Below are 20,607 nucleotides of genomic sequence, written 5' to 3'. Positions count from 1 at the left end.
GTCATCGCCCCATCAACTGTTGAGCTACCGCCACAGCATCTGAATGTCTGGCTTGGTCAGCGGTCGCGATGGTTGAAGGGCTTCGTGCAGACTTGGTTGGTGCTGATGCGCGAACCCGTCACTGCAGCACGTGAAATGGGGGCGCTGCGCTTTGTCTCAATGCAGCTGACGCTTGGCGCCTCCATTCTGTCTGCGCTCTTTCACCTTCCTTGGCTGGTCTGGTGCGTGGTCTGTATCGTGTCTCCGGATGCCAACCTAAGCCGCATCAGCTGGGCGATGCTTGCCGTTTCTTATGCCGCTGGTGCTGTGACCGCCCTCACAGTGCCGTCGGCTTCCTTCGCAATACGCATGCGAGACCTTATCACATTGCCATTTTATTGGCCGCTGCAGTTCTTCGCGATGGCGAGAGCCCTCTACAGCTTGGCGCGCAGACCACATTATTGGGTCAAAACGCCTCGAGAGGGCGTGCCTGGCGCGGGAGGCGCGCACCAATTCTAACGCTAGGTCAGTGCTTGGCGGTGCTATCTGATGGGCATATGGTTGGGCAAAGTTCTGTTGCCCCTTCAGGAGTCCGATATGGCGTATGATGAATCTGTCGATTTAGAGCAATTCCGTGCAGAAACGCGGGAATGGCTTGAGGAGAATTGTCCGCCGTCTATGCGCACGCCCATGAAGGATGACGAGATCGTCTGGGGCGGTAAGCGCGAAAAGTTCAAGAATCCCGAAGCAAAGCTCTGGTTGGAGCGTATGGGCGAGAAGGGGTGGACCTCTCCTGAATGGCCAGCGAAATATGGGGGCGGCGGACTGAGCCGCGCGCAGAATCGTGTGCTTCAGGAAGAGCTACGCCGCATCAAGGCGCGCCCGGCGCTGTTCTCCTTTGGCCTTTGGATGTTTGGCCCGGCCTTGCTTGAGTTTGGCAACGAGGAGCAGAAACTTCGTTTCATCCCGGACATCGTGAAAGGCAAGACGCGCTGGTGTCAGGGATATTCAGAGCCCGGCGCGGGGTCTGACCTTGCCGACCTTCAGACGCGTTGCGAAGACAAGGGCGATCACTACCTGATCAACGGACAGAAGGTATGGACATCTTACGCCGACAAGGCCGATTGGATCTTCTGTCTCGTTCGCACTGACACGAGCGTGAAGCATGAAGGCATCAGCTTCATTCTGTTCGACATGGAGAGCCCGGGCGTTGAGGCGCGTCCGATCCAGTTGATTTCGGGTGAAAGCCCATTCTGCGAAACCTTCTTTTCCGACGTCAAGGTGCCGAAGGATCAGTTGGTCGGCGACGTGAATGGGGGCTGGCAGATCGCCAAGCGGCTGCTTCAGTTCGAGCGCTCTTCCATCTCTGCTGGCGGATTTGGCGGCACGGGAGGCTCCGGCATTCTTGGGCCTGAAGAATATGCGAAGATGCATATCGGTACCGACAATGAGGGACGTCTCATCGATGGCGATCTACGCGGACGGATCACGGACCACAAGATGTATGCGAAGGCGTTCAATCTAACCGTCCAGCGCCAGGCCGAACAAGCCAAGGCTGGCCAGCAGGTGGGCCACACAGCTTCCATCCTGAAATATGGTGCTGCAAAGATGAATCAGGATCGTCACGAACTACTCGTCGAGGCGCTTGGAACTGAGGGTCTTGGCTGGGAAGGGGAGGGCTTTGACCCGTCTGCCAAAAAGGTTACGCGCCAATGGCTTCGCTCGAAAGGCAACTCAATCGAGGGCGGCACGAGCGAGATCAATCTCAACGTGATCTCGAAACGCGTACTGGGTCTCAAGGACCACAAATAAGCATGTCGTCCACGCAGATCATAATTCTGTTTCTTGGCACACCGTTCATGGCCGGAGTCCTGGCTCCGTTTTTCCGTGGGCGCTGGCTTATGCAGGTGGCTGTGTGGACACTTGCGCTGTTGTCGACCCTTGTCGTTGTCTACGTATGGGCAGGCATGGAGGCAGCGCGCCTCGAATTGACAAACATCCGGCTGGTTCTCGCTGCCAGCGCCCTTTGGAGTACGGCCGGTTTGGCCGGTCTGCTCGTGGGGCGCGAAGCGGAAAATGTCCGCCGTGATGCAATAAACACCAGGGAAAAACGCAAGGCTTCGGAGATATTCAGATGACGTTCCTTTTGACGGAAGACCAGGAAATGCTGCGCGACACCGCTATGGCGTTCGCGCGTGACGAAATGCCAGTGACTCGCCTGCGCCAACTGCGCGACAGTGGAGCAAATGGCGTAGACGCAGAGACACGACAGAAACTCGCCGAACTCGGCTTCTTTGGTGTGATCATTCCGGATGAGCCAGGTGGTGAACACTTCGGCCTGGTCGGACTTGGCCAGGTTCTGGAAGCGCAAGGCCGTACACTGGCGCCAACACCGGTTCTCCAGACAGCCCTGATCGCGGCCAGCGCCTTGCAGCTGGGCGGCAGCGCAGAACAGCAGGCGGAATGGTTGCCCAAGATTGCCGGGGGCGCAACCAGTTTTGCCTTGGCGCTCGACGAAACTGCGCATTTCAATCCGCTGGGCGTCGCCACCGAGGCGGAGAGCAATGGGCAAGGCTACACGTTGAACGGCATGAAGCGGTTTGTGCCGGACGCTCATCATGCCGAGATGCTGATTGTTGTGGCGCGTACCTTTGGCGAAGCAGGTGACCGTCACGGCCTTACGCTGTTCATGGTTCCGGCGGATGCAAAGGGCGTGTCTATCCAAGCGCTGAACTCCGTCGACTCTCACGGCGCGGCTCATGTCGTGCTGGAAGATGTGATGGTTCCGGCAACAGCTGTCATCGGCGCAGTGGACAAAGGCGCAGACGTATTGGAGCCGGTTCTGGACCGGGCGGCGATCGGCCAGGCGGCGGAAATGCTGGGAAGTGCAGATGCGGCGTTTGAGATGACATTGGAGTACCTCAACAACCGGAAACAGTTCGGCCAACTGATTGGATCGTTCCAATCATTGCAGCATCGTGCCGCAAAGATGTTTACTGAGCTGGAGCTGACGCGTTCCTGCATTGCGGCTGCGCTGGCGGCCGTTGATGACGGCAAGCCAAATATTGCGGAACTGGCAAGTCTGGCCAAGGCGCGCGCCGGCGAATTGATTCATCTCGTATCAAACGAGTGCGTGCAGATGCATGGGGGTATTGGCATGACGGATGATGCAGACCCTGGCCTCTACATGAAGCGGGCTCGCGTACAGGAAGCGCTCTATGGTTCTGCCAGCTGGCACAGGGATCGCTACGCGCGCCTTGCTGGATACTGATCCAGCATTCAACGCAAAAAAAGCCGGGAAGGTTACAACCTTCCCGGCTTTCTTTTTCTCCCGTGAGGGAAGAGTGCTTAGCCCTTGAGGACCGAGCCCTTCTTGAGCGCCTTCGCGATCAGGTAATACATTACCGGACGATGCTTTGCGCGAACGGACTTTCCGTACTTTGCAACAGCATCCGCAATCGCGGCATCGGCTTTTGCGTCGTCAGTAACGCCAAGCTTCTTTGCGATAAAGCCCTTCTTGATGCGACCCAGCTCTTCCTTGTCGGAAGCAGCAACGGTTGCGGAATCGGCCTTGTAGATCGTCGGCCCACAGGCTTTGACGGCTGCATCCAGAAGCGCCATGTCAGAGCGTGTCTCACCAACCTTGTCTTTCAGGTCAGTGATGTACTTCTCCATCAGGACTTCCTTCGGTGAAGGTGCCTTGGCTGGTTTCGTTGTCTTGGGTGCAGCAGCTTTTTTTGGCGCCGCAGCTTTCTTGGCTTTGGTTGCTTTTGCCATGGGAGTGTCTCCTCAATGGGCCCGACGGACGGGCGTGTTTAAATTTACGCAGCTCACAACACGAATCAGTTTGAAACGCTGTTTGAACACTGACCCGTTTTTCCACAGCCTGCCAACCCCTTTTCGGTAGTGCAACAATATCCCGAAGTAGTGTGAGCACGGATTGAATGACCAATATGCCGTCTTGGGCGGTTCGCTGGAAGCGTATGGATACGATTGATTGACCTCTCTATGCGAGGAGTTCACACCCAATGGCGATACTGGCCGTGAAGTGAGGATAAAATGTTTCGTTACCTGCCTTGGCTCGCAACTGTTCTGCTGTTGGCGCTATGCCTTGTGTTTTGGCGACAGCACAGCTGGTTGATCTACCTCGCTGTCGCCTTGATCCCTTTGGCCCTGACAGGTCTGTATGATGTGCTTCAGCGTCGACACAGTCTTTGGCGAAACTTTCCGCTTTTCGCGCGCATTCGATGGGTCGCGGAGGAGTTGCGACCTTTCCTGCGTGCCTACATTGTCGAAAGTGAAACGGAGGGGCGTCCCTTCAATCATGAAGAGCGCACATTGGTGTATCGGCGTGCAAAGGATGTTTCGTCCGTTGAGCCGTTCGGCAGCCATCTTGATATCGACAAACCGCCTTATGAATGGCTGGCGCATTCCATAGCGGCGAAACATCCGGAAGAGGCAAACCCGCGTGTGCTGGTTGGCGCGCCGGAAACATCGCAGCCTTACTCGGCAAGCGTTTTCAATATCTCTGCAATGAGTTTTGGCTCACTCGGCGCGCACGCAATTGAAGCCTTGTCACAAGGCGCATCCTTGGGTGGCTTCTATCACGACACAGGAGAGGGTGGCGTGTCACGTTACCACCGTCAGGGCGGCGGCGATCTTGTCTGGGAACTGGGCTCTGGATATTTCGGGTGCCGCGCAGCTGACGGATCTTTTGATGCGGCCAAGTTCGCGGACACGGCCTCTGACCCACAGATCAAGATGATTGAAGTAAAGCTGAGCCAAGGCGCAAAGCCGGGGCATGGCGGCGTGTTGCCGGGAGAAAAGGTAACACATGAGATCGCCGAGGCGCGCGGGATCGCAGTTGGACAAACATGCGTTTCGCCGCCCGCGCATTCCTCCTTCTCGACGCCAATCGAGATGCTGGAATTTGTTGCGAGCCTGCGCGAGCTGTCAGGTGGCAAACCGGTCGGGATCAAGTTTGCTGTCGGCAATCGTTGGGAAACATTGGCCATCTGCAAAGCCATGTTGGAAACTGGGTTGCGGGTTGACTTCATGGTGGTCGATGGTGGGGAAGGGGGCACTGGCGCAGCGCCTGCTGAGTTTCTTGACCATGTCGGTGCACCCTTGAGACAGGCCCTGGTGCTGGCTCGCAACGCACTTGTGGGGACGGGTTTGAAGGGTGATGTGCGGCTTGCCTGTTCCGGTAAACAGATCAGCGCTTTCTCCCTTGCATCTTCCATGGCGCTGGGAGCTGACTGGGTGAATACGGCGCGTGGCTTCATGTTCTCGCTCGGCTGCATTCAGTCGCTGAACTGCCACAACAATACATGCCCGACCGGCATTGCGACATCCGACAAAGCGCGCCAGCGCGGATTGGTCGTGGCCGACAAGGCGATCCGCGTCAGGAACTACCAACGAAATACGGTCAAGGCATTGATGGAGGTTGTTGGTGCCGCAGGATGTGAACATCCGTCCGAGCTGACCCCGCGTCACGTGATGCATCGCGTGACCGAGGACATCGCCTACACCGCGGAACGCGCCTACCAGCTTGTGCGGGCCGGACAATTGTTGAATGCCCCGGATGAAACCCAACTTGCGCAAGAATGGCGCATGGCACAGGCCAACAGTTTCCTGCCAGCAAGCTAGTTCTGTGATTTGGCGGGAACCATCTCCGCGCTACTCAGATTTATGGTAGTGCTCACAAAGCGAGCAGGGTGGGGGTTTCTGCACTCAGGTACAGCGCTATGCCTTTGGCAGTGATGCGTCACGCGTTAGACGGGGTGAGACAGGATGGGCAATGACAGAACATAAAGTTTCAAAAGGCTCACGACTGATCGCAGTCTCAAACCGTACCGCGGCTGGACAGGAAAGCCGAGCCGGAGGGCTCGCAGTTGCGCTTTGGGATACGCTCGCCGACACACAGGGCCTCTGGATTGGCTGGAGCGGCCGTATTCTCGACTTTCCCAGCAACCGCGCGAAACGGTCTGCAGAGGACGGCGTTGAGTTCGCCTTGACTGACTATTCCCGCGACCAGTTTGACGGTTTCTATCTCGGTTATTCAAACAGTGTGCTCTGGCCGGTCATGCACAACCGGATTGATCTGGCCGTGTTCGATTCCGCGTATTATCGGTTCTATGTCGAGATCAATGAGAAGTTTGCGGAAATCGTACGGCACCAAGCAGACGAAGCCGACATTGTCTGGGTCCATGATTACCACTTCCTGCTGCTAGGCGACATCTTGCGGGAAGACGGGTGGCAGGGAAAATGTGGTTTCTTCCTGCATATTCCCTTTCCCGCACCAGAAGTGTTCCGTGCCATTCCGGAACACCGCAAGTTGGCAAAGGGACTTTGCGCCTATGACGTGGTCGGCCTTCAGTGCCGCAAGGACCTCGCCAATCTCGCGCAATACCTCGAAGAAGAATTCGGGGCCGAGGAACAGCCGGATGGGAAGTTCAAAGTAGAGGGCCGCATTGTCCACCTGCTGCACTGTCCTATTGGCATTGATAGTGAGGGCTTTGCTGCGGCGGCAACCAAGGAGCCAGCAGACCGGGCGGCGACCCGCCTGTCACGTTTTCTAGGTGAACGCGACCTCGTCATCGGGGTTGACCGGATGGACTATTCAAAGGGTCTGCCGCAGCGGTTTGAAGGTATGGCCGACTTGTTCGACCGGTATCCGGAATTACACGGCAAGATTTCGTTCACTCAGATCGCACCGCCCTCACGGTCTGTCGTCGAGGAATACGCCCAGCTCCGTGAACAGCTTGATGCGCTGTCCGGACGGATCAATGGCGACTATGGCGACCTCGACTGGATGCCGATCAGATATCTGGCGCGCGGGTACGACCGCGAAGAAATCGCCGGGCTCTACCGTCTCGCAAAGGCCTGCTTGGTGACCCCCTTGCAGGACGGCATGAATCTTGTTGCGAAGGAGTTTGTCGCCGCGCAAGACCCTCAGGACCCGGGTGTTCTGATCCTGTCGCAATTTGCCGGTGCGGCAGAGCAGATGAAGGAGGCGATCATCATCAATCCATATGACAGCTCGGCCATCGCGGAAGCCGTTAAGCAGGCCATAGAGATGCCGCTCGACGAGCGGCAGGACCGTTGGCAGAAGCTCTTCGACAATATTGCCCAGCAGGACATCAACTGGTGGCGCCACCGCTTCATGACGGCGTTTGAGGGCGTGCCTGCATGAGTAATTCCTCTGTCATGCCGCCGGCGCTTGACCAGGGTGTCGCCTTGTTCCTGGATTTTGATGGAACGCTGTCTCCGCTTCAGGATGATCCAGATGCCGTGTTTCTGGCGTCAGGTCTGGATTCGGTTCTCATGCGCGTCTCTCAAAAGCTCGATGGTGCATTGGCAATTCTCTCTGGCCGTGACCTGACAGATTTGTCGAAACGTGTGCCCGATACGCTTTGGAGGTTCGGCAATCATGGCCTGAGATCAGCCGCGCCTGGCGCGGCAATGACCGAAGGTGTGCCGTCCGCGCCCAAGTCTCTGCTCTCCGGCATCTCATCCGTCGTGGACGTGCATGATGGTGTACGCTTGGAAGAGAAAGGGCCGGTTCTCGCAATCCACTATCGTGCGGCACCTGAAAAGAGTGAGCAACTCACTCACGAAATCAGTAGCGTAATTTCTCAGTACAAAGATTACTCGTTGCAATCGGGAAAGATGGTGCTTGAGGCAAAGCCGAGTGGGGCCAATAAGGGCGTTTGCCTTCAAGCTGCCATGGAGACTGCGCCGTTCGCTGGGCGCCTGCCGGTGATGATTGGCGACGACAAGACAGATGAAGACGCCTTCCTTGTGGCCAATAAGCTCGGTGGCTGGTCGATCAAGGTCGGAGAAGGCGAGAGCGCGGCAAACTATCGGCTGGCGTCTCATCGCGACGTCGCTACCTATCTGGAACAAGTGTTGGGAGAAGTATGAGTCTCGATCTGGGAATTGTTGGCAACGGAACCATTGCGGGCCTGATCAATGCGCGCGGTGACTATGAGTGGTTCTGCCTGCCACGCTTTGACGGGGAGCCCGTCTTCAACAAGCTTTTGGGCGGTGGCGGTTCATTCAGTGTGTGGATGGAGGGCCTGTCCAAGCGTACGCAGTCCTATGACCGGAACACCGCCATCCTGCGCACGCGTATGGAGTCTGAAGATGGCGCCATCCTGGAGATCGTCGACTTTGCTCCGAGGTTTGAACGCAAGGGTCGCACGTTCCGGCCCGTCAGTCTGGTGCGACGGTTTGAAGTTATCGCGGGCACGCCACAGCTGAAAATCTCCCTGACGCCGGAAACTGACTGGGGAGGGCGTCGGCTCAAGCCCATACGCGGTGTCAATCATGTGCGGTTCGTCGATGAAGAGTTTTCATTCCGAGTCACGACTGACGCGCCGGTTTCCTATATTCTCACCGAAACAAGCTTCGTTCTGGACAAGGATGTGACGTTTATTCTTGGGGCGGACGAATCGCTGACAGATTCCCCGAGTGTCATCGCACGCGACTGGGAGGAGCGCACGCGTCAGTATTGGGCGAAATGGGCGCGGAGCCTTGCCGTTCCGTTCGAGTGGCAGGATGAGGTTATCCGCGCGGCCATAACACTTAAACTGTGTGTGTTCGAAGAGACTGGCGGCATTGTGGCGGCGCTGACCACGTCCATTCCGGAACATGAAGGTTCTTCACGCAACTGGGATTATCGCTTTTGCTGGATCCGGGATGCCTATTTCACTGTGACAGCGCTGAACCGGCTCTCAGGCATGGGGACGCTGGAACACTATATGAGGTGGGTGCGGAATATTGTGGCCCATTCCAAAGGCGGTCACATCCAGCCCGTGTACGGGATCGGGCTCGAGGCAGACTTGACCGAAGACCTCGCACCGAACTTGCCGGGCTTCCGCGATTCAGGACCGGTGCGTCGGGGTAATCAGGCCGCCGAACATGTACAGCACGATGTTTACGGCCAGGTCGTACTCGGCGTCGCGCAATCCTTTTTCGATCACCGGCTGCTTGCGCAGCCCGGCATCGCCGAGTTTGAACAACTTGAGCCCGTGGGCGAGCGCGCATTCGCGGTCTATGACACACCGGATGCAGGCATCTGGGAGTTCCGGACCATTGCGCATGTCCACACATCGTCGGCGATCATGTGCTGGGCAGCATGCGATCGCCTGTCGCGTATTGCCGTGCGGCTCGAACTCGACAATCGCGCAGCCTACTGGCGTGAGCGGGCGGACATTATTCACGCCACCATTCTGGAGAAGGCCTGGAGTGCAGACGTCGGCGCGTTTACAGCGGCCTTTGGTGGTACCGACCTTGATGCCTCTGTCCTGCTGATGGCCGAGATCGGCTTTCTCCCGGCAGGCGATCCGCGTTATGTCGCAACCGTTGAGGCTGTCGACCGCGACCTTCGAATGGGAAACCATGTTTATCGCTACAAGGTCGAGGATGATTTCGGAAAACCGAAGACTGCCTTCACGGCGTGTACTTTCTGGTTCATTGATGCGCTCTACCGGGTGGGGCGCGTCGAGGAGGCGCGCGAAATCTTTGAAAGCGTGCTTGCCAGCCGCAATCATGTTGGATTGCTGTCGGAGGATGTTGATCCGGAGACCGGCGAGCTTTGGGGGAACTTTCCTCAAACCTACTGCATGGTCGGAATCATCAATTCTGCGGCCCTGCTGAGCAAGCCTTGGGCAGCGGTTACCTGATATTGCGCAGTTTGTACGAACGCAGGCTATTGATCATCATGATCGCTGACTGAGTTTGTTGAAACTATCCAGCGTTTGTGTGTTGCTGGGTCCATGGCTGATGGTGAGGACGTATTCGACGAGATGCATGGATTTGGCGAAGGCGTGCGAGCGCCTTATGCCGGATACAATGGCTGGTTTGACAACACGACCCCTTCGGCTCTGCTGAAGAAATCACGGGATGCGCAAACCTTCTTTCGGCGAACCGGTATCACCTTCAACGTTTATGGAAAATCTGAAGCTGACGAGCGGCTGATCCCGTTCGATCTGGTGCCGCGCATTATCGGCGCCAGCGAGTGGGCCTTGCTGGTTCGCGGCATCGAGCAACGGGTCAAGGCAATCAACGCTTTCCTGTACGATATCTATCACCGACAGGAGATCGTCCGCGCCGGTCGCCTGCCGGAACACCTTATCCGCGAGAATGACGCCTTTCTTCCGAAAATGATCGGCTTCGATCCACCGGGAGGGATTTACACGCATATTGTCGGGATTGATCTGGTGCGCACCGGCCCCAACGAATTCTTTGTACTGGAGGACAATGCCCGCACGCCCTCTGGCGTGTCCTATATGCTGGAAAACCGGGAGACCATGTTGAAGATGTTCCCGGAACTGTTTGCGCAGATGTCGGTGCAGCGTGTCTCGGGGTATCCGATGGCGCTGCGGCGTTCGCTCGAACGGTCTGCACCGGCACAGGCCTCGGGCCGACCCACGGTGGCGATCCTCACGCCAGGTATCCATAATTCAGCCTATTTCGAGCATGCCTTCCTGGCGGACCAGATGGGCGTTGAGCTTGTCGAAGGTCATGACTTGCGCGTCGTTGATGGACGGGTCGCCATGCGAACCACGCAAGGCTACGAAACCATCGATGTGTTGTATCGACGAGTTGATGATGACTATCTCGATCCACTGAATTTCCGCTCGGAATCCATGCTGGGCGTGGCGGGCATCTTTGATGTTTACCGGGCTGGGGGCATTACGATTGCCAATGCTCCGGGCACCGGCATTGCCGACGATAAGGCGATCTACTCATACATGCCGGACATCGTCGAATTCTATACGGGGCAAGCGCCGCTGCTGAAGAATGTGCCGACTTGGCGCTGTGCGGAGAAAGACTCCTTGTCCTATGTGCTGGAGAATCTGGAAGAACTCGTCGTCAAGGAAGTTCACGGCTCCGGAGGCTATGGCATGCTGGTCGGGCCCGCAGCGAGCAAGAAGGAAATCGCTGCCTTCCGAAAGAAGCTTCAAGCCAAGCCATCCAATTATATAGCCCAGCCCACATTGGCCCTTTCGACGGTGCCTGTGCTGACGAAAGCTGGCCTGTCACCTCGCCATGTCGACTTGCGCCCATTCGTACTTGTTTCATCTGATGGTGTTGAGGTCACGCCCGGCGGATTGACCCGCGTTGCCATGAAAAAGGGATCGCTTGTTGTGAACTCCAGCCAGGGCGGGGGCACCAAGGATACTTGGGTCCTGAAGGAGGGCTAAGTCATGCTGGGCAGGACTGCATCGGGTCTGTTCTGGATGGCCCGGCTTCTGGAAAGAGCCGAAAATACCAGCCGCCTTGTCGAGGCGGGCTTCCGCATGGCGCTCACCCGGACCCAACCGGGCGAGGAGGAGTGGCGATCTGTGCTCGTCACTGCGGGCTGTTGTGATGCCTATCTGGCGCGTCATGACACAATCACGGGCGACAAGGTTGCCGATTTCGCTCTGCGAGATCGCAGCAATCCGTCCAGCGTGATGTCAACGCTGCATGCGGCGCGAGAAAATGCCCGCATGACCCGCACCGCGCTGACGCGGGAAATGTGGGAAGCGATCAATGACTTCTGGATGGCCGTGCGCGATGCGTTGAAGCGTGCGCCATCCGAGACGGACCTGCCAGAAATCCTGACCATGATCCGCCAGCAGGGCGCGCAGGTAAGAGGCGCGACCACAGGCACTATGCTCCGCAATGACATCTATAATTTTATCCTGTTGGGCATCATGTTTGAGCGCGCTGACAATACGGCGCGCATTCTCGATACAAAATACTACGTCCTGCTACCGTCCAGCGCCTCGGTCGGCTCGTCGCTCGACAATGTGCAGTGGGAGATGATCCTGAGGTCGGCTTCGGCAGAGCGGTCTTTCCACTGGCTCAATGGCGGCAACATCACGCCGCGAGCGATAGCCGATTTCCTGATCTTCGACACACGTATGCCGCGCTCGCTGGCCTATTGTTACGACACGATCACTCACCAACTGGATTGTCTGTTCCGGCAATATGGCCAACGGCTGGGGACCCATGATCTTGCCGAGTCTCTTGAGGCGAGCTTGACGGCCACGACGATTGAGAGCGTGTTTGAAAACGGATTGCACGAATTCCTGTCGGACTTCCTGAGGCGGAATGCATCCCTCTCGGCGCAGATCGAAACAGATTTCAGGTTCGCGGAGTGATGACATGCGACTGACCGTAGACCATTCATCAACCTACACATACGAACATGGCGTGTCCTATGCGCTCCAGCAGGTTCGCAAACGGCCGATCAGCCTTCCGTCGCAATCAATCCTGTCTTGGGACGTGTCGATTGAAGGGGCGCACTGGGAAACAAGCTATACCGACCATCATGGAAATCTGGTGGATCTGATCCAGTTGGAGCCGGACGTCATGAGCGTGTCGGTAAGTGTAAAAGGTGAGGTCGAGACGCATGACACGTCCGGTGTCATGGGGGGGCACAGTCAGCTTGTGCCGCTCTGGCTTTACCAGCGACCGACCGAACTCACCATGCCGGCGAAAGGATTGCGGGCATTGGCGGGCAAGTTCAGTCGAAGCCCGTCACAAGATATTGGCGTCCTGCATGAGTTGATGGTGGAAATTGCGGACAAGGTTGCCTACCGGACCAATGAGACAGACTCGCGCACCACGGCAGAAGATGCGCTGCAGCAGGGGCAGGGGGTCTGTCAGGACCATGCGCACATATTCATCACGGTCGCGCGCCTGCTTGGCTATCCTGCGCGTTATGTCAGCGGATACCTGATGATGACGGACAGGGTGGACCAGGACGCCGGCCATGCCTGGGCGGAGGCTTGGGTCGATGGCCTTGGATGGACGGGGTTTGATGTTTCCAATGGTATTAGCCCGGATGCGCGCTACATACAGGTAGCGACTGGCTTGGATTACAGCGACGCGGCCCCCATCAGAGGTTTGGTCTATGGCGCGGGTGCGGAAAATCTCGTGGTTTCCATTCAAGTCCAGCAGTAAAGTTAGTCGAGATATTGATCGGAGAATCATCAAGTGACGTATTGCGTTGCGCTTCGGCTTGACCGGGGGCTCATCTTTATGTCGGACACTCGCACCAATGCGGGCATCGACAACATTTCGAAGTTTCAGAAGATGTTCACATGGGAGGTGCCCGGCGAGCGGGTCATCACCATTTTGACTGCGGGAAACCTCGCAACCACGCAGGCCGTGATCAGCCTGTTGGATGAGCGCCTGAAGGCGCCGGAAGAACGAAACCCCAGTATCATGGCAGCTGATACAATGTTTCAGGTTGCCAGATTGGTCGGAGACACGGTGAAGGAGGTCATCCGCACGCAGGGCGATGGAGGGCCGGAATCAGAGGCGGCTTTCGGCGCGACGCTCATCGTGGGGGGACAGATCTCCGGGATGGAGCCGCGTCTGTTCCTGGTCTACCCTGAAGGCAACTTCATTGAGGCCAGCGACGAAACGCCTTTCTTCCAGATTGGCGAGACCAAATATGGCAGACCGATCCTGCTGAGAGCTTTCAGCCCGGACATGACGTTCGAAGAAGCGGTAAAACTGCTCTACGTCTCATTTGACTCAACACTCAAGGCAAACCTCTCGGTGGGGATGCCGCTTGATCTGCAGACGATTGAAAAAGACATTTACAAAGTCACTGAGAAGCGACGCGTCGAAGAGAATGACCCCTATTTCACGGCGATCTCTTCGCGTTGGGGAGACGCGCTGAAACTGGCTTTCAACTCGCTGCCCGACTATGAATTCTGACTTGGCCTAAAAGGTCGGTTCCGGGACATGGTTGCGGTAGAGCCTCTTGGCGAGCTCGACACGGGCCAGTGCATCCAGGCCCTCAATGTCTGCCTTCAGAGTCGCGTTCAACAGGGGGCGAATGCCGATCCGGTTGGCGACCTGAATCGCCAGGCCGGGACGGGCATTGAGCTCCAGCAGGAGCGGCCCCTTGGTCTTGTCCAGTACGATGTCGGCGCCGAGATAGCCGAGCCCGGTTACATCATAGGCCTTTGCTGCCATTTCGAGCATTGTGTCCCAGTGTGGCACCGAGAAATTCCGCAGCGGGTTTGCCGTGTCAGGATGGATGTCAGTGGTTTTGCCATTCTGCATGCCGCTGAGTGTCTTGCCGGTCACAAGATCCAATCCGACACCAACGCCGCCCTTATGGAGGTTTGCCTTACCGTCAGATTCTGCGGTCGGCAGACGCACCATGGCCACGGCAGGAATGCCCCGCACGACAATGATCCGGATATCCGGTACGCCGCCGAATGAGATCGGATTGAAGATTTCGTCGAACTTCACCCGGTACTCAAACATCGCCACATCCGGTTGGCCGCTTAGGCTGTACATGCCCGACAGGATGTTATTGACGTGGAAACGGATGTCTTCGAGCAGGGCGCGCTGCCCATTGGAACGGCGCCAGCCGCCACGCATTGGCTCCATCAGCACTTGAATCCCATTTCCCTGAGAGCCATTGGCGGGCTTGATGACCACGCCATCCGGCTTGTCGAGATAGGATTCCAGATGGCGCATGTGGAACGGGTTGGCGATCACACCATAGAGTTCCGGTGTGGGAATATTGGCTGCGTTCGCAAGTCGCTTCGTCTCGCGCTTGTCATCAACCAGCCGGATCAGTCGCCTCGGATTGAGCTCATTGACGAGCCGGACATTCCGCTCGTTGATTCCGAGCAGTCCGGCACGTCGCAATGCCCGGTAGCGTCCGATCATTTCCGGTCATCCAGTTCACGGAAACGGATCAACTCGCTGAGGCGCAAGCCGGTATATTTCCCCATCAGCAGGCAGATCGCCATGATCACCAGAAGCAGTTCAGGGAAATTGAACATCAGATATTCGACATGCGTGTTGGTCATCACCAGATACGATGCTGCCGCCACCATGAGACTGCCAATGCCTTGCTTGATGGCCTCTGTAGCTGAGTATTCTTCCCATGCGATCGACATACGCTCGATCGTCATCGTCAGAATGACCATGGGGAACAGCGAGATCGATAGACCGATGCGCTGACCGTTATTCGCCATGATCTGGGCGATCACAGCCATACAGATAACAATGAACACAACCACCGTCGCCAATCGCGGCACCAGCAACAGCTTCAATTTCTCTAGATAGAAGCGCACAGCGAGGCCCAGCGCGATCAGTGCGGTGAACAGGATCACGCCATTCACAAGAGCGGTTTCACGGAACGCAATTCCGATCAGGACGGGCATGAACGTGCCGAGTGTCTGGAGCCCGATGAACTGACGCAGGAAGACCAGCATCAGAATGCCAACCGGGATGGTGACGAGCACCTGATAGACCAGCTGAGTGGTAATGGGCAGTCGGTTGAAGGAGAACCATTGCATGGCCGAGCCTTCTGCTTTGGCGACGCGCTGCATGACATCCGCCACGTCTGCGTTTACCGGCTGCAGGCTGACTTGCAGGTCCAGGTCCGAAATGCCTTCCGCGCGAATAAAATCATTCGTGCCATGCCAGATCGTGAAAAATTCTTCGGGGTCCGGGCCGGGGAAGTAGCGTCGATCGGCTCCATCGGCATGGTATTCAAGCCAGTGACGGATTTCGGCCCGTCGGCGTGCCTGGTCCATGTAAACACCATTAGCGACCCGCGCTGGAATTCCCTGACTTGTCAGCACATCACGTGCGAGCGCAAGGCGGGCGATCTGACGGGTGAGTGTGGGAGACAAGAGCGCTTCCACCTCATCGACATCGCCGTCCACGAATATCTCTTCCAACACCAGATCGGCGAGAGATTCATCGTCAGCGGATCGCCGGCGCAGATCTGTCGACCAGACCAGGAAGGCTTGCCGTTCAAGGTCATTCTCGGCTTCAGGCGCGGCGCGGCGCAGCTTGCGCTGCATGCTTTCCGGCAAGGGGCTAGCGAGCGTTTCGCCGAGCAGGCGCGCGCGGTAGCGGAGCACTTTCCGGTCATTCGGATAGCGGTAAGTCCAGATCGCGGTCCGGCCATCACCCTCGCGCGCATTCAGGCGCAGACCAAAGGCGCCGTTGTAGAATTGCTCCTGAGACACCCTGCGGTTTTCACTGTTCGACGGAATATAGGTTTCCAGTCGGACGGGTTGGTTGCTCGTGTCGAAATCGAGGTAGATTTCGAAATCCCATGTGGTCGTCCGTTCGCCGGGCGTCAGGGGATAGTCCAATTGCAGAACTTTGGTTGCGAATATGCCGAGGCCGATAGCGGCCAGAACCAGCGCAAGTAGTCGGGTATGTGTAAAACTATTCACTGTCGTCTTTTTCGCAGCTGCCTTCGGCGATGAATGTCGAAGAGGAATCAACAAGCACGCGGGATGCCATGAACTCGCGGCCTACCAGGAAGTCGTACTCGAAATCCTCGCGGTCAGCCAAATTGACTTCAGCGAGTCCACTGACGCCGCCGATGCAGAGCGGCAAGTGGATGACGGGACGCCGGATGGTTCCGCCGGTTTTCAGCTTGATCAGCGCGAAGCGACGGACATTCTGGTCATATCGCACTGTGCGACCATTCTTGCCGACCAGACGAAACCGGACCCAGTCGTCCTTGCCAGATTTATTGTAGATATGGACGTCACGGGCAAAAACAGAGCTTGAATCAGCGCCGGTATCCAGCTTGCCCTTCATCTCCAGGCCGAGCTTGCCGACATAAACATTCTCGACATAGCCCATCACTGCCGGTTCGCTTGAGCGGTCGCGACTGTCCGCAATGGCGGAAACTATGGGCAGTGAAAGAACGGCCGTTGCGGCCAAGACGTGTCTCAGATACTTCACGAGAATTCGTTCCTCTTGCCTCAGGATCGGCATTTTTCGTCACCTAACATGCAAGGCATGCGGGCGATAGCTATCCGATCACTAGGTGGTCCCAAAACGGGACGCAAGGATGATTGAATAGTTCCCTTAACAGCCCGATTCCGCCTGAAAAACGTGATTTCGTGGCATTTCTATGGTGAATGCAGGGATCGTCTGTGGCCTTGCCTTTGCACCCAAATAGAATGGCGCTTGGCAGGTGTGCCATATCCCGACAAAAATTAACCAAGAATAGAATTTGAAAAAATATCTATTTCAGGTTGCGTTCATTGGCTGCTGCTTTACAGTAGTTTCTGGAGGGAGAGAGCTGAGTCTGTCTCACGGAACACAGTAGAGGGTTTTGACACGTCTTAGGAGGTGCGTTTCCTTTATCTGTGTTCAAATGTACGAGTCACGTCCGTCCTCGAAGAAATCGGGGTCAGCAAGCAGGAAGGCTTTATGAGTCTGTCGGTGGATCAGGTTCTGGACCGTGTTCGTGAGAATGTCGGGCTATTCGTTCGCGGCGGTTCCCTGCGAGCGGACGAGCAGGGCGCTCGTTCTGTCACACTTCCTGCAATTTATCCTGAATGGTTGGGGGATGCAGCCTTTGCGCAAGCGCATGGCGCGCGCTTCAACTATGTCGTCGGCGAAATGGCCCGCGGGATTGCGACGCCGAAGATGGTGATAGAAGCCGTTCGCGCGGGATGCGTTGGCTTCTACGGCAGCGCGGGGCTGAAACCTGAAACCATTGAAGAAGGCGTGCGCGAGATCAAGGCTGGTATCGCACCGGGGCAAACTGCTTGGGGCGCGAACCTGATCCACTCTCCGCAACAGCCGGGCTATGAAGCGCGCGTCGTCGATCTGTTTCTGGCAATGGGAGTCCGGCGGGTGTCGGCTTCAGCCTATATGAGGCTTTCGCCAGACATCGTCCGTTATACAGCGCTTGGTCTCACACGCAGCGCGGACGGCAAGGTCCAGCGCGCCAACCACGTATTTGCCAAGGTCTCTCGCGCGGAAGTTGCCACCCAGTTCATGCAGCCTGCGCCCGAAAAAATACTGAAAACGTTGGTTTCTGAAGGGAGCATTTCTGCCGAGCAGGCCGCCCTTGCTTCGAGAGTACCAATAGCGCTGGATATCACCGCTGAAGCTGACAGTGGCGGTCACACCGACAATCGTTCTGCCGCTCCGCTCTTTTCCTCGTTGTCCCTGGCGCGAGACCGTGTCGCTGCAGAAACAGGCATAGACGCAAATGCGATCCGTATCGGCCTGGGCGGGGGTATAGCGACGCCACATGGCGTGGCCGCAGCATTTCAGATGGGCGCAGCATATGTGTTGACTGGCTCCATCAATCAGGCCGCCGTAGAATCCGGCTTGTCTGAACCTGCGCGACAATTGCTGGCCAAGGCAGGGCCGGCTGATATCGGCATGGCTCCCGCGGCCGACATGTTTGAGCAAGGCGTCGAAGTGCAGGTGCTGAAGCGCGGTACGCTCTTCGCGATGCGGGCACGCAAGCTGCACGCGCTCTACAAGTCTGGTATGTCTTTTGAAACCATGGACCAGAAAGATCGCGACTGGCTGGAAGGCGTGCTCGGGGAATCCTTCCAGAGCGCTTGGGAGCAGACGCGGACCTTCATCACGGAGTCGAATCCAAAGGAGGCGGCCCGCGCCGAAACCGATGGCAACAAGCGGCTCGCGCTCGTTGCGCGTCGCTATTTGTTCATGGGGGCTCAATGGGCGCGTGATGGTGCTCCTGACCGCGTTTCCGATTACCAGATCTGGTGCGGCCCGGCGCAGGGTGCGTTCAATGAATGGGTCGCTGGCACATTTCTGGAGCCCATCGAGAACCGCACAATCCGCCAGATCGCCCTGAACCTGATGGAGGGCGCGACGCGTCTGACACGCGCCGGACAGATGCGCGCCTGTGGGATTGGCGTGCCACCCTCAGCGTTCTCCTACACGCCTCGAAAGTTTCTCTGATACGATGAATGACAAGGCCAGCAGATCATGAGCTCAAAAGCTGCCACTCCGATTGCCATTGTGGGCATGGGCGCAATCTTCCCGGGCCGGGGAGACGTGACCGGCTTTTGGCGCGATATTTTCGAAGGGCGGGATTTGTTGTCCGACGTGCCAGCAAGCCATTGGCTCGTGGATGACTATTATGACTCCGACCCGCTGGCGAAGGACAAGACGTACGGTCGGCGCGGTGGGTTCATTGATCCAGTTGCCTTCGACCCCCTGACGTTCGGCATCCCGCCCAAAACGATGGAAGGGACCGACACTGCGCAATTGCTGGCACTGATCGCGGCCTATGCGACCTTACAGGATATCGAGCGGGACAGTGAAGGCCGGATCGACAAATCCCGCACCAGCGTGATCCTCGGCGTGGCGTCGGCGACAGAACTGACCGCTCATATGGCAGGCCGTCTGCAGCGCCCGGTCTGGGTCAATGCGATGCGCGAAGCAGGCATGCCAGAAAGCGAGGTTGTCGCACTCGCTGAGCGGATCGAGAACCATTATGTCGAATGGCAGGAGGCGACATTCCCCGGCTTGCTTGGGAACGTCGTGGCAGGGCGGATCGCCAACCGCTTTGACCTGGGCGGCAGCAACATGGTCACCGATGCCGCCTGCGCCTCCAGCCTGTCAGCCCTCAGCATCGCCCTGCACGAACTTCGCGCCGGAGACAGCGATACGGTCCTGACCGGAGGTGTCGACGCACTGAACGATATCCTGATGTATATGTGCTTCTCGAAAACACCGGCCCTGTCGCCGACGGGCGACTGCCGACCGTTTTCGAATAGTGCCGATGGTACCATGCTGGGGGAAGGTATTGGCATGCTGGCGCTGCGCCGGCTGGACGATGCCGAGCGCGACGGCAACACGATACATGCGGTAATTCGTGGATTGGGTGGCGGCTCGGACGGGAAGGGGACGGCGATCTATGCACCGGTTCCTGAGGGACAGGCCCGCGCGCTTAAACGTGCCTATGTTCAGGCCGGATATGGTCCGGAAGCTGTCGACTTGATGGAGGGGCATGGCACAGGCACCAAGGCTGGTGACAAGGCAGAACTGGACGGCCTGCATCTCGTGTTCGGTGAAGTCAAATCAGACGAACCATGGTGCGCGCTCGGATCCGTAAAATCACAAATGGGGCATTCCAAGGCGGCTGCTGGCGTTGCGAGTCTCGTCAAGACCGTCAACGCGCTCAGTCGTAAAGTCCTTCCGCCCACGATCAAGGTTGAGGAGCCCGCGGATGTCATCAAGGAAAGCAGTGCTTTTTACCTGAACACCGAACCCCGTCCCTGGATCACGACAAAGAAGCGACCGCGCCGGGCATCAGTCAGCTCATTCGGGTTTGGTGGAAGCAATTACCATGTGACCCTGGAAGAATATGTCGGCAAAACCGCAATACGACCGTACCGGGTCTTTCCGGCGGAACTTTTTCTGTTCAGCGCAGACACGCCCGGTGCCCTTGCGACAGCAATCGAGGCCAGCGCATCCGGCGTGGATGACGCATCGCTGGCGTACGCCGCTTCACAAACACATGCGGGCTTCGAATCGAAAGCTCCAGCACGGGCTGCGATCATTGCTGAAACCGCAGACGATCTCAAAACCAAGTCGGAGAGTCTCGCAAGCCAGATTCGGGCAGGGGAGGTAGGTATTCGTCCGTTCAGGGCCGATTGCTTTGCCTCATTCGATGCGCCTGTGGACGGCAAGATCGCCTTCATGTTCTCCGGTCAGGGCAGCCAATATGTCGGAATGGGCTCTGATCTGGCCATGGCGTTCCCGGAGGCTCGGGCAGTATGGGATCAGGCAGCCAGCCACAAGCGCACGGGCAAGCTGAGGCTCGACAAATTGTCCTTCCCGCCA

The 20,607-nt window shown here is 57.4% G+C and carries 16 protein-coding genes and 1 pseudogene; 13 read left to right on the top strand and 4 right to left on the bottom strand.

Features of this window, described 5'->3' with window-relative positions:
* From B4F73_RS08510 to B4F73_RS08500, 3 genes and pseudogenes are all read left to right on the top strand, one after another.
* A pseudogene (locus B4F73_RS08510) lies at positions 1-498 on the top strand (hypothetical protein); the annotation flags it as partial.
* 78 nt (positions 499-576) lie between these two features.
* The gene (locus B4F73_RS08505; protein ID WP_206991444.1) at positions 577-1,791 is read left to right on the top strand and encodes an acyl-CoA dehydrogenase family protein; all 1,215 of its coding nucleotides are present in this window, start codon (positions 577-579) and stop codon (positions 1,789-1,791) included.
* Between the two features lie 322 nt (positions 1,792-2,113).
* Entirely contained in the window at positions 2,114-3,250 is a 1,137-nt protein-coding gene (locus B4F73_RS08500; RefSeq protein ID WP_206991442.1) for an acyl-CoA dehydrogenase family protein, read from the top strand.
* 77 nt (positions 3,251-3,327) lie between these two features.
* Here the strand turns inward: B4F73_RS08500 and B4F73_RS08495 are convergent, their stop codons facing one another.
* Positions 3,328-3,756 carry a DUF2853 family protein gene (locus tag B4F73_RS08495; RefSeq protein WP_084333332.1) on the bottom strand — a complete coding sequence of 143 codons (429 nt, stop codon included), beginning with the start codon at positions 3,754-3,756 and terminating at the stop codon, positions 3,328-3,330.
* A gap of 282 nt (positions 3,757-4,038) precedes the next feature.
* Here B4F73_RS08495 and B4F73_RS08490 point away from each other — a divergent pair, with 282 nt between their 5' ends.
* From B4F73_RS08490 to B4F73_RS08455, 8 genes are all read left to right on the top strand, one after another.
* Entirely contained in the window at positions 4,039-5,628 is a 1,590-nt protein-coding gene (locus B4F73_RS08490; RefSeq protein ID WP_290483006.1) for an FMN-binding glutamate synthase family protein, read from the top strand.
* A 151-nt stretch (positions 5,629-5,779) separates the two neighbouring features.
* Complete coding sequence (locus B4F73_RS08485) at positions 5,780-7,174, top strand: alpha,alpha-trehalose-phosphate synthase (UDP-forming) (protein ID WP_290483005.1); 1,395 nt, start codon at positions 5,780-5,782, stop codon at positions 7,172-7,174.
* A complete protein-coding gene (gene otsB / locus B4F73_RS08480) occupies positions 7,171-7,905 on the top strand; it encodes a trehalose-phosphatase (protein ID WP_290483004.1) in 735 nt (244 codons plus the stop codon). Before B4F73_RS08485 ends, otsB begins: the two co-directional genes overlap by 4 nt.
* A complete protein-coding gene (locus tag B4F73_RS08475) occupies positions 7,902-9,668 on the top strand; it encodes a glycoside hydrolase family 15 protein (RefSeq protein WP_290480033.1) in 1,767 nt (588 codons plus the stop codon). The genes otsB and B4F73_RS08475 overlap by 4 nt, the downstream gene beginning before the upstream one ends.
* A gap of 93 nt (positions 9,669-9,761) precedes the next feature.
* On the top strand, positions 9,762-11,192 hold the full coding sequence (locus tag B4F73_RS08470; RefSeq protein ID WP_206991438.1) for a circularly permuted type 2 ATP-grasp protein: 1,431 nt from the start codon (positions 9,762-9,764) through the stop codon (positions 11,190-11,192).
* Positions 11,193-11,195: 3 nt separating this feature from the next.
* Positions 11,196-12,137, top strand: a complete 942-nt coding sequence (locus B4F73_RS08465) for an alpha-E domain-containing protein (protein WP_206991437.1) — start codon at positions 11,196-11,198, stop codon at positions 12,135-12,137.
* A gap of 4 nt (positions 12,138-12,141) precedes the next feature.
* Positions 12,142-12,942 (top strand): transglutaminase family protein, encoded by an 801-nt coding sequence (locus B4F73_RS08460; RefSeq protein WP_034814986.1) that lies wholly within the window; start codon positions 12,142-12,144, stop codon positions 12,940-12,942.
* Between the two features lie 33 nt (positions 12,943-12,975).
* Complete coding sequence (locus B4F73_RS08455; RefSeq protein ID WP_206991435.1) at positions 12,976-13,707, top strand: proteasome-type protease; 732 nt, start codon at positions 12,976-12,978, stop codon at positions 13,705-13,707.
* 6 nt (positions 13,708-13,713) lie between these two features.
* Here B4F73_RS08455 and B4F73_RS08450 read toward each other — a convergent pair whose 3' ends face one another.
* Genes B4F73_RS08450 through B4F73_RS08440 form a run of 3 tightly spaced genes read right to left on the bottom strand, consistent with a single transcriptional unit; the run spans position 13,714 to position 16,725 of the window.
* The gene (locus B4F73_RS08450; RefSeq protein ID WP_206991434.1) at positions 13,714-14,676 is read right to left on the bottom strand and encodes an alpha-L-glutamate ligase-like protein; all 963 of its coding nucleotides are present in this window, start codon (positions 14,674-14,676) and stop codon (positions 13,714-13,716) included.
* Positions 14,673-16,205, bottom strand: a complete 1,533-nt coding sequence (locus B4F73_RS08445; RefSeq protein WP_206991433.1) for a UUP1 family membrane protein — start codon at positions 16,203-16,205, stop codon at positions 14,673-14,675. The genes B4F73_RS08450 and B4F73_RS08445 overlap by 4 nt, the downstream gene beginning before the upstream one ends.
* Complete coding sequence (locus tag B4F73_RS08440; RefSeq protein ID WP_290483003.1) at positions 16,198-16,725, bottom strand: ATP-dependent zinc protease; 528 nt, start codon at positions 16,723-16,725, stop codon at positions 16,198-16,200. Before B4F73_RS08440 ends, B4F73_RS08445 begins: the two co-directional genes overlap by 8 nt.
* Positions 16,726-17,199: 474 nt before the next feature.
* Here B4F73_RS08440 and B4F73_RS08435 point away from each other — a divergent pair, with 474 nt between their 5' ends.
* Together B4F73_RS08435 and B4F73_RS08430 are read left to right on the top strand one after the other, a co-directional pair.
* Positions 17,200-18,717: a PfaD family polyunsaturated fatty acid/polyketide biosynthesis protein gene (locus tag B4F73_RS08435; protein ID WP_290483002.1), complete on the top strand. Its 1,518-nt coding sequence runs from the start codon at positions 17,200-17,202 to the stop codon at positions 18,715-18,717.
* 27 nt (positions 18,718-18,744) lie between these two features.
* On the top strand, positions 18,745-20,607 hold a 1,863-nt coding region (locus tag B4F73_RS08430; RefSeq protein WP_290483001.1), incomplete at its 3' end, for a beta-ketoacyl synthase N-terminal-like domain-containing protein.

The sequence above is a fragment of the Hyphomonas sp. UBA3601 genome (genome assembly GCF_002375605.1).
GTDB lineage: Bacteria > Pseudomonadota > Alphaproteobacteria > Caulobacterales > Hyphomonadaceae > Hyphomonas.
Note: the sequence above shows the minus strand (reverse complement) of the source record. Positions and strands in the feature narration are given on the sequence as shown.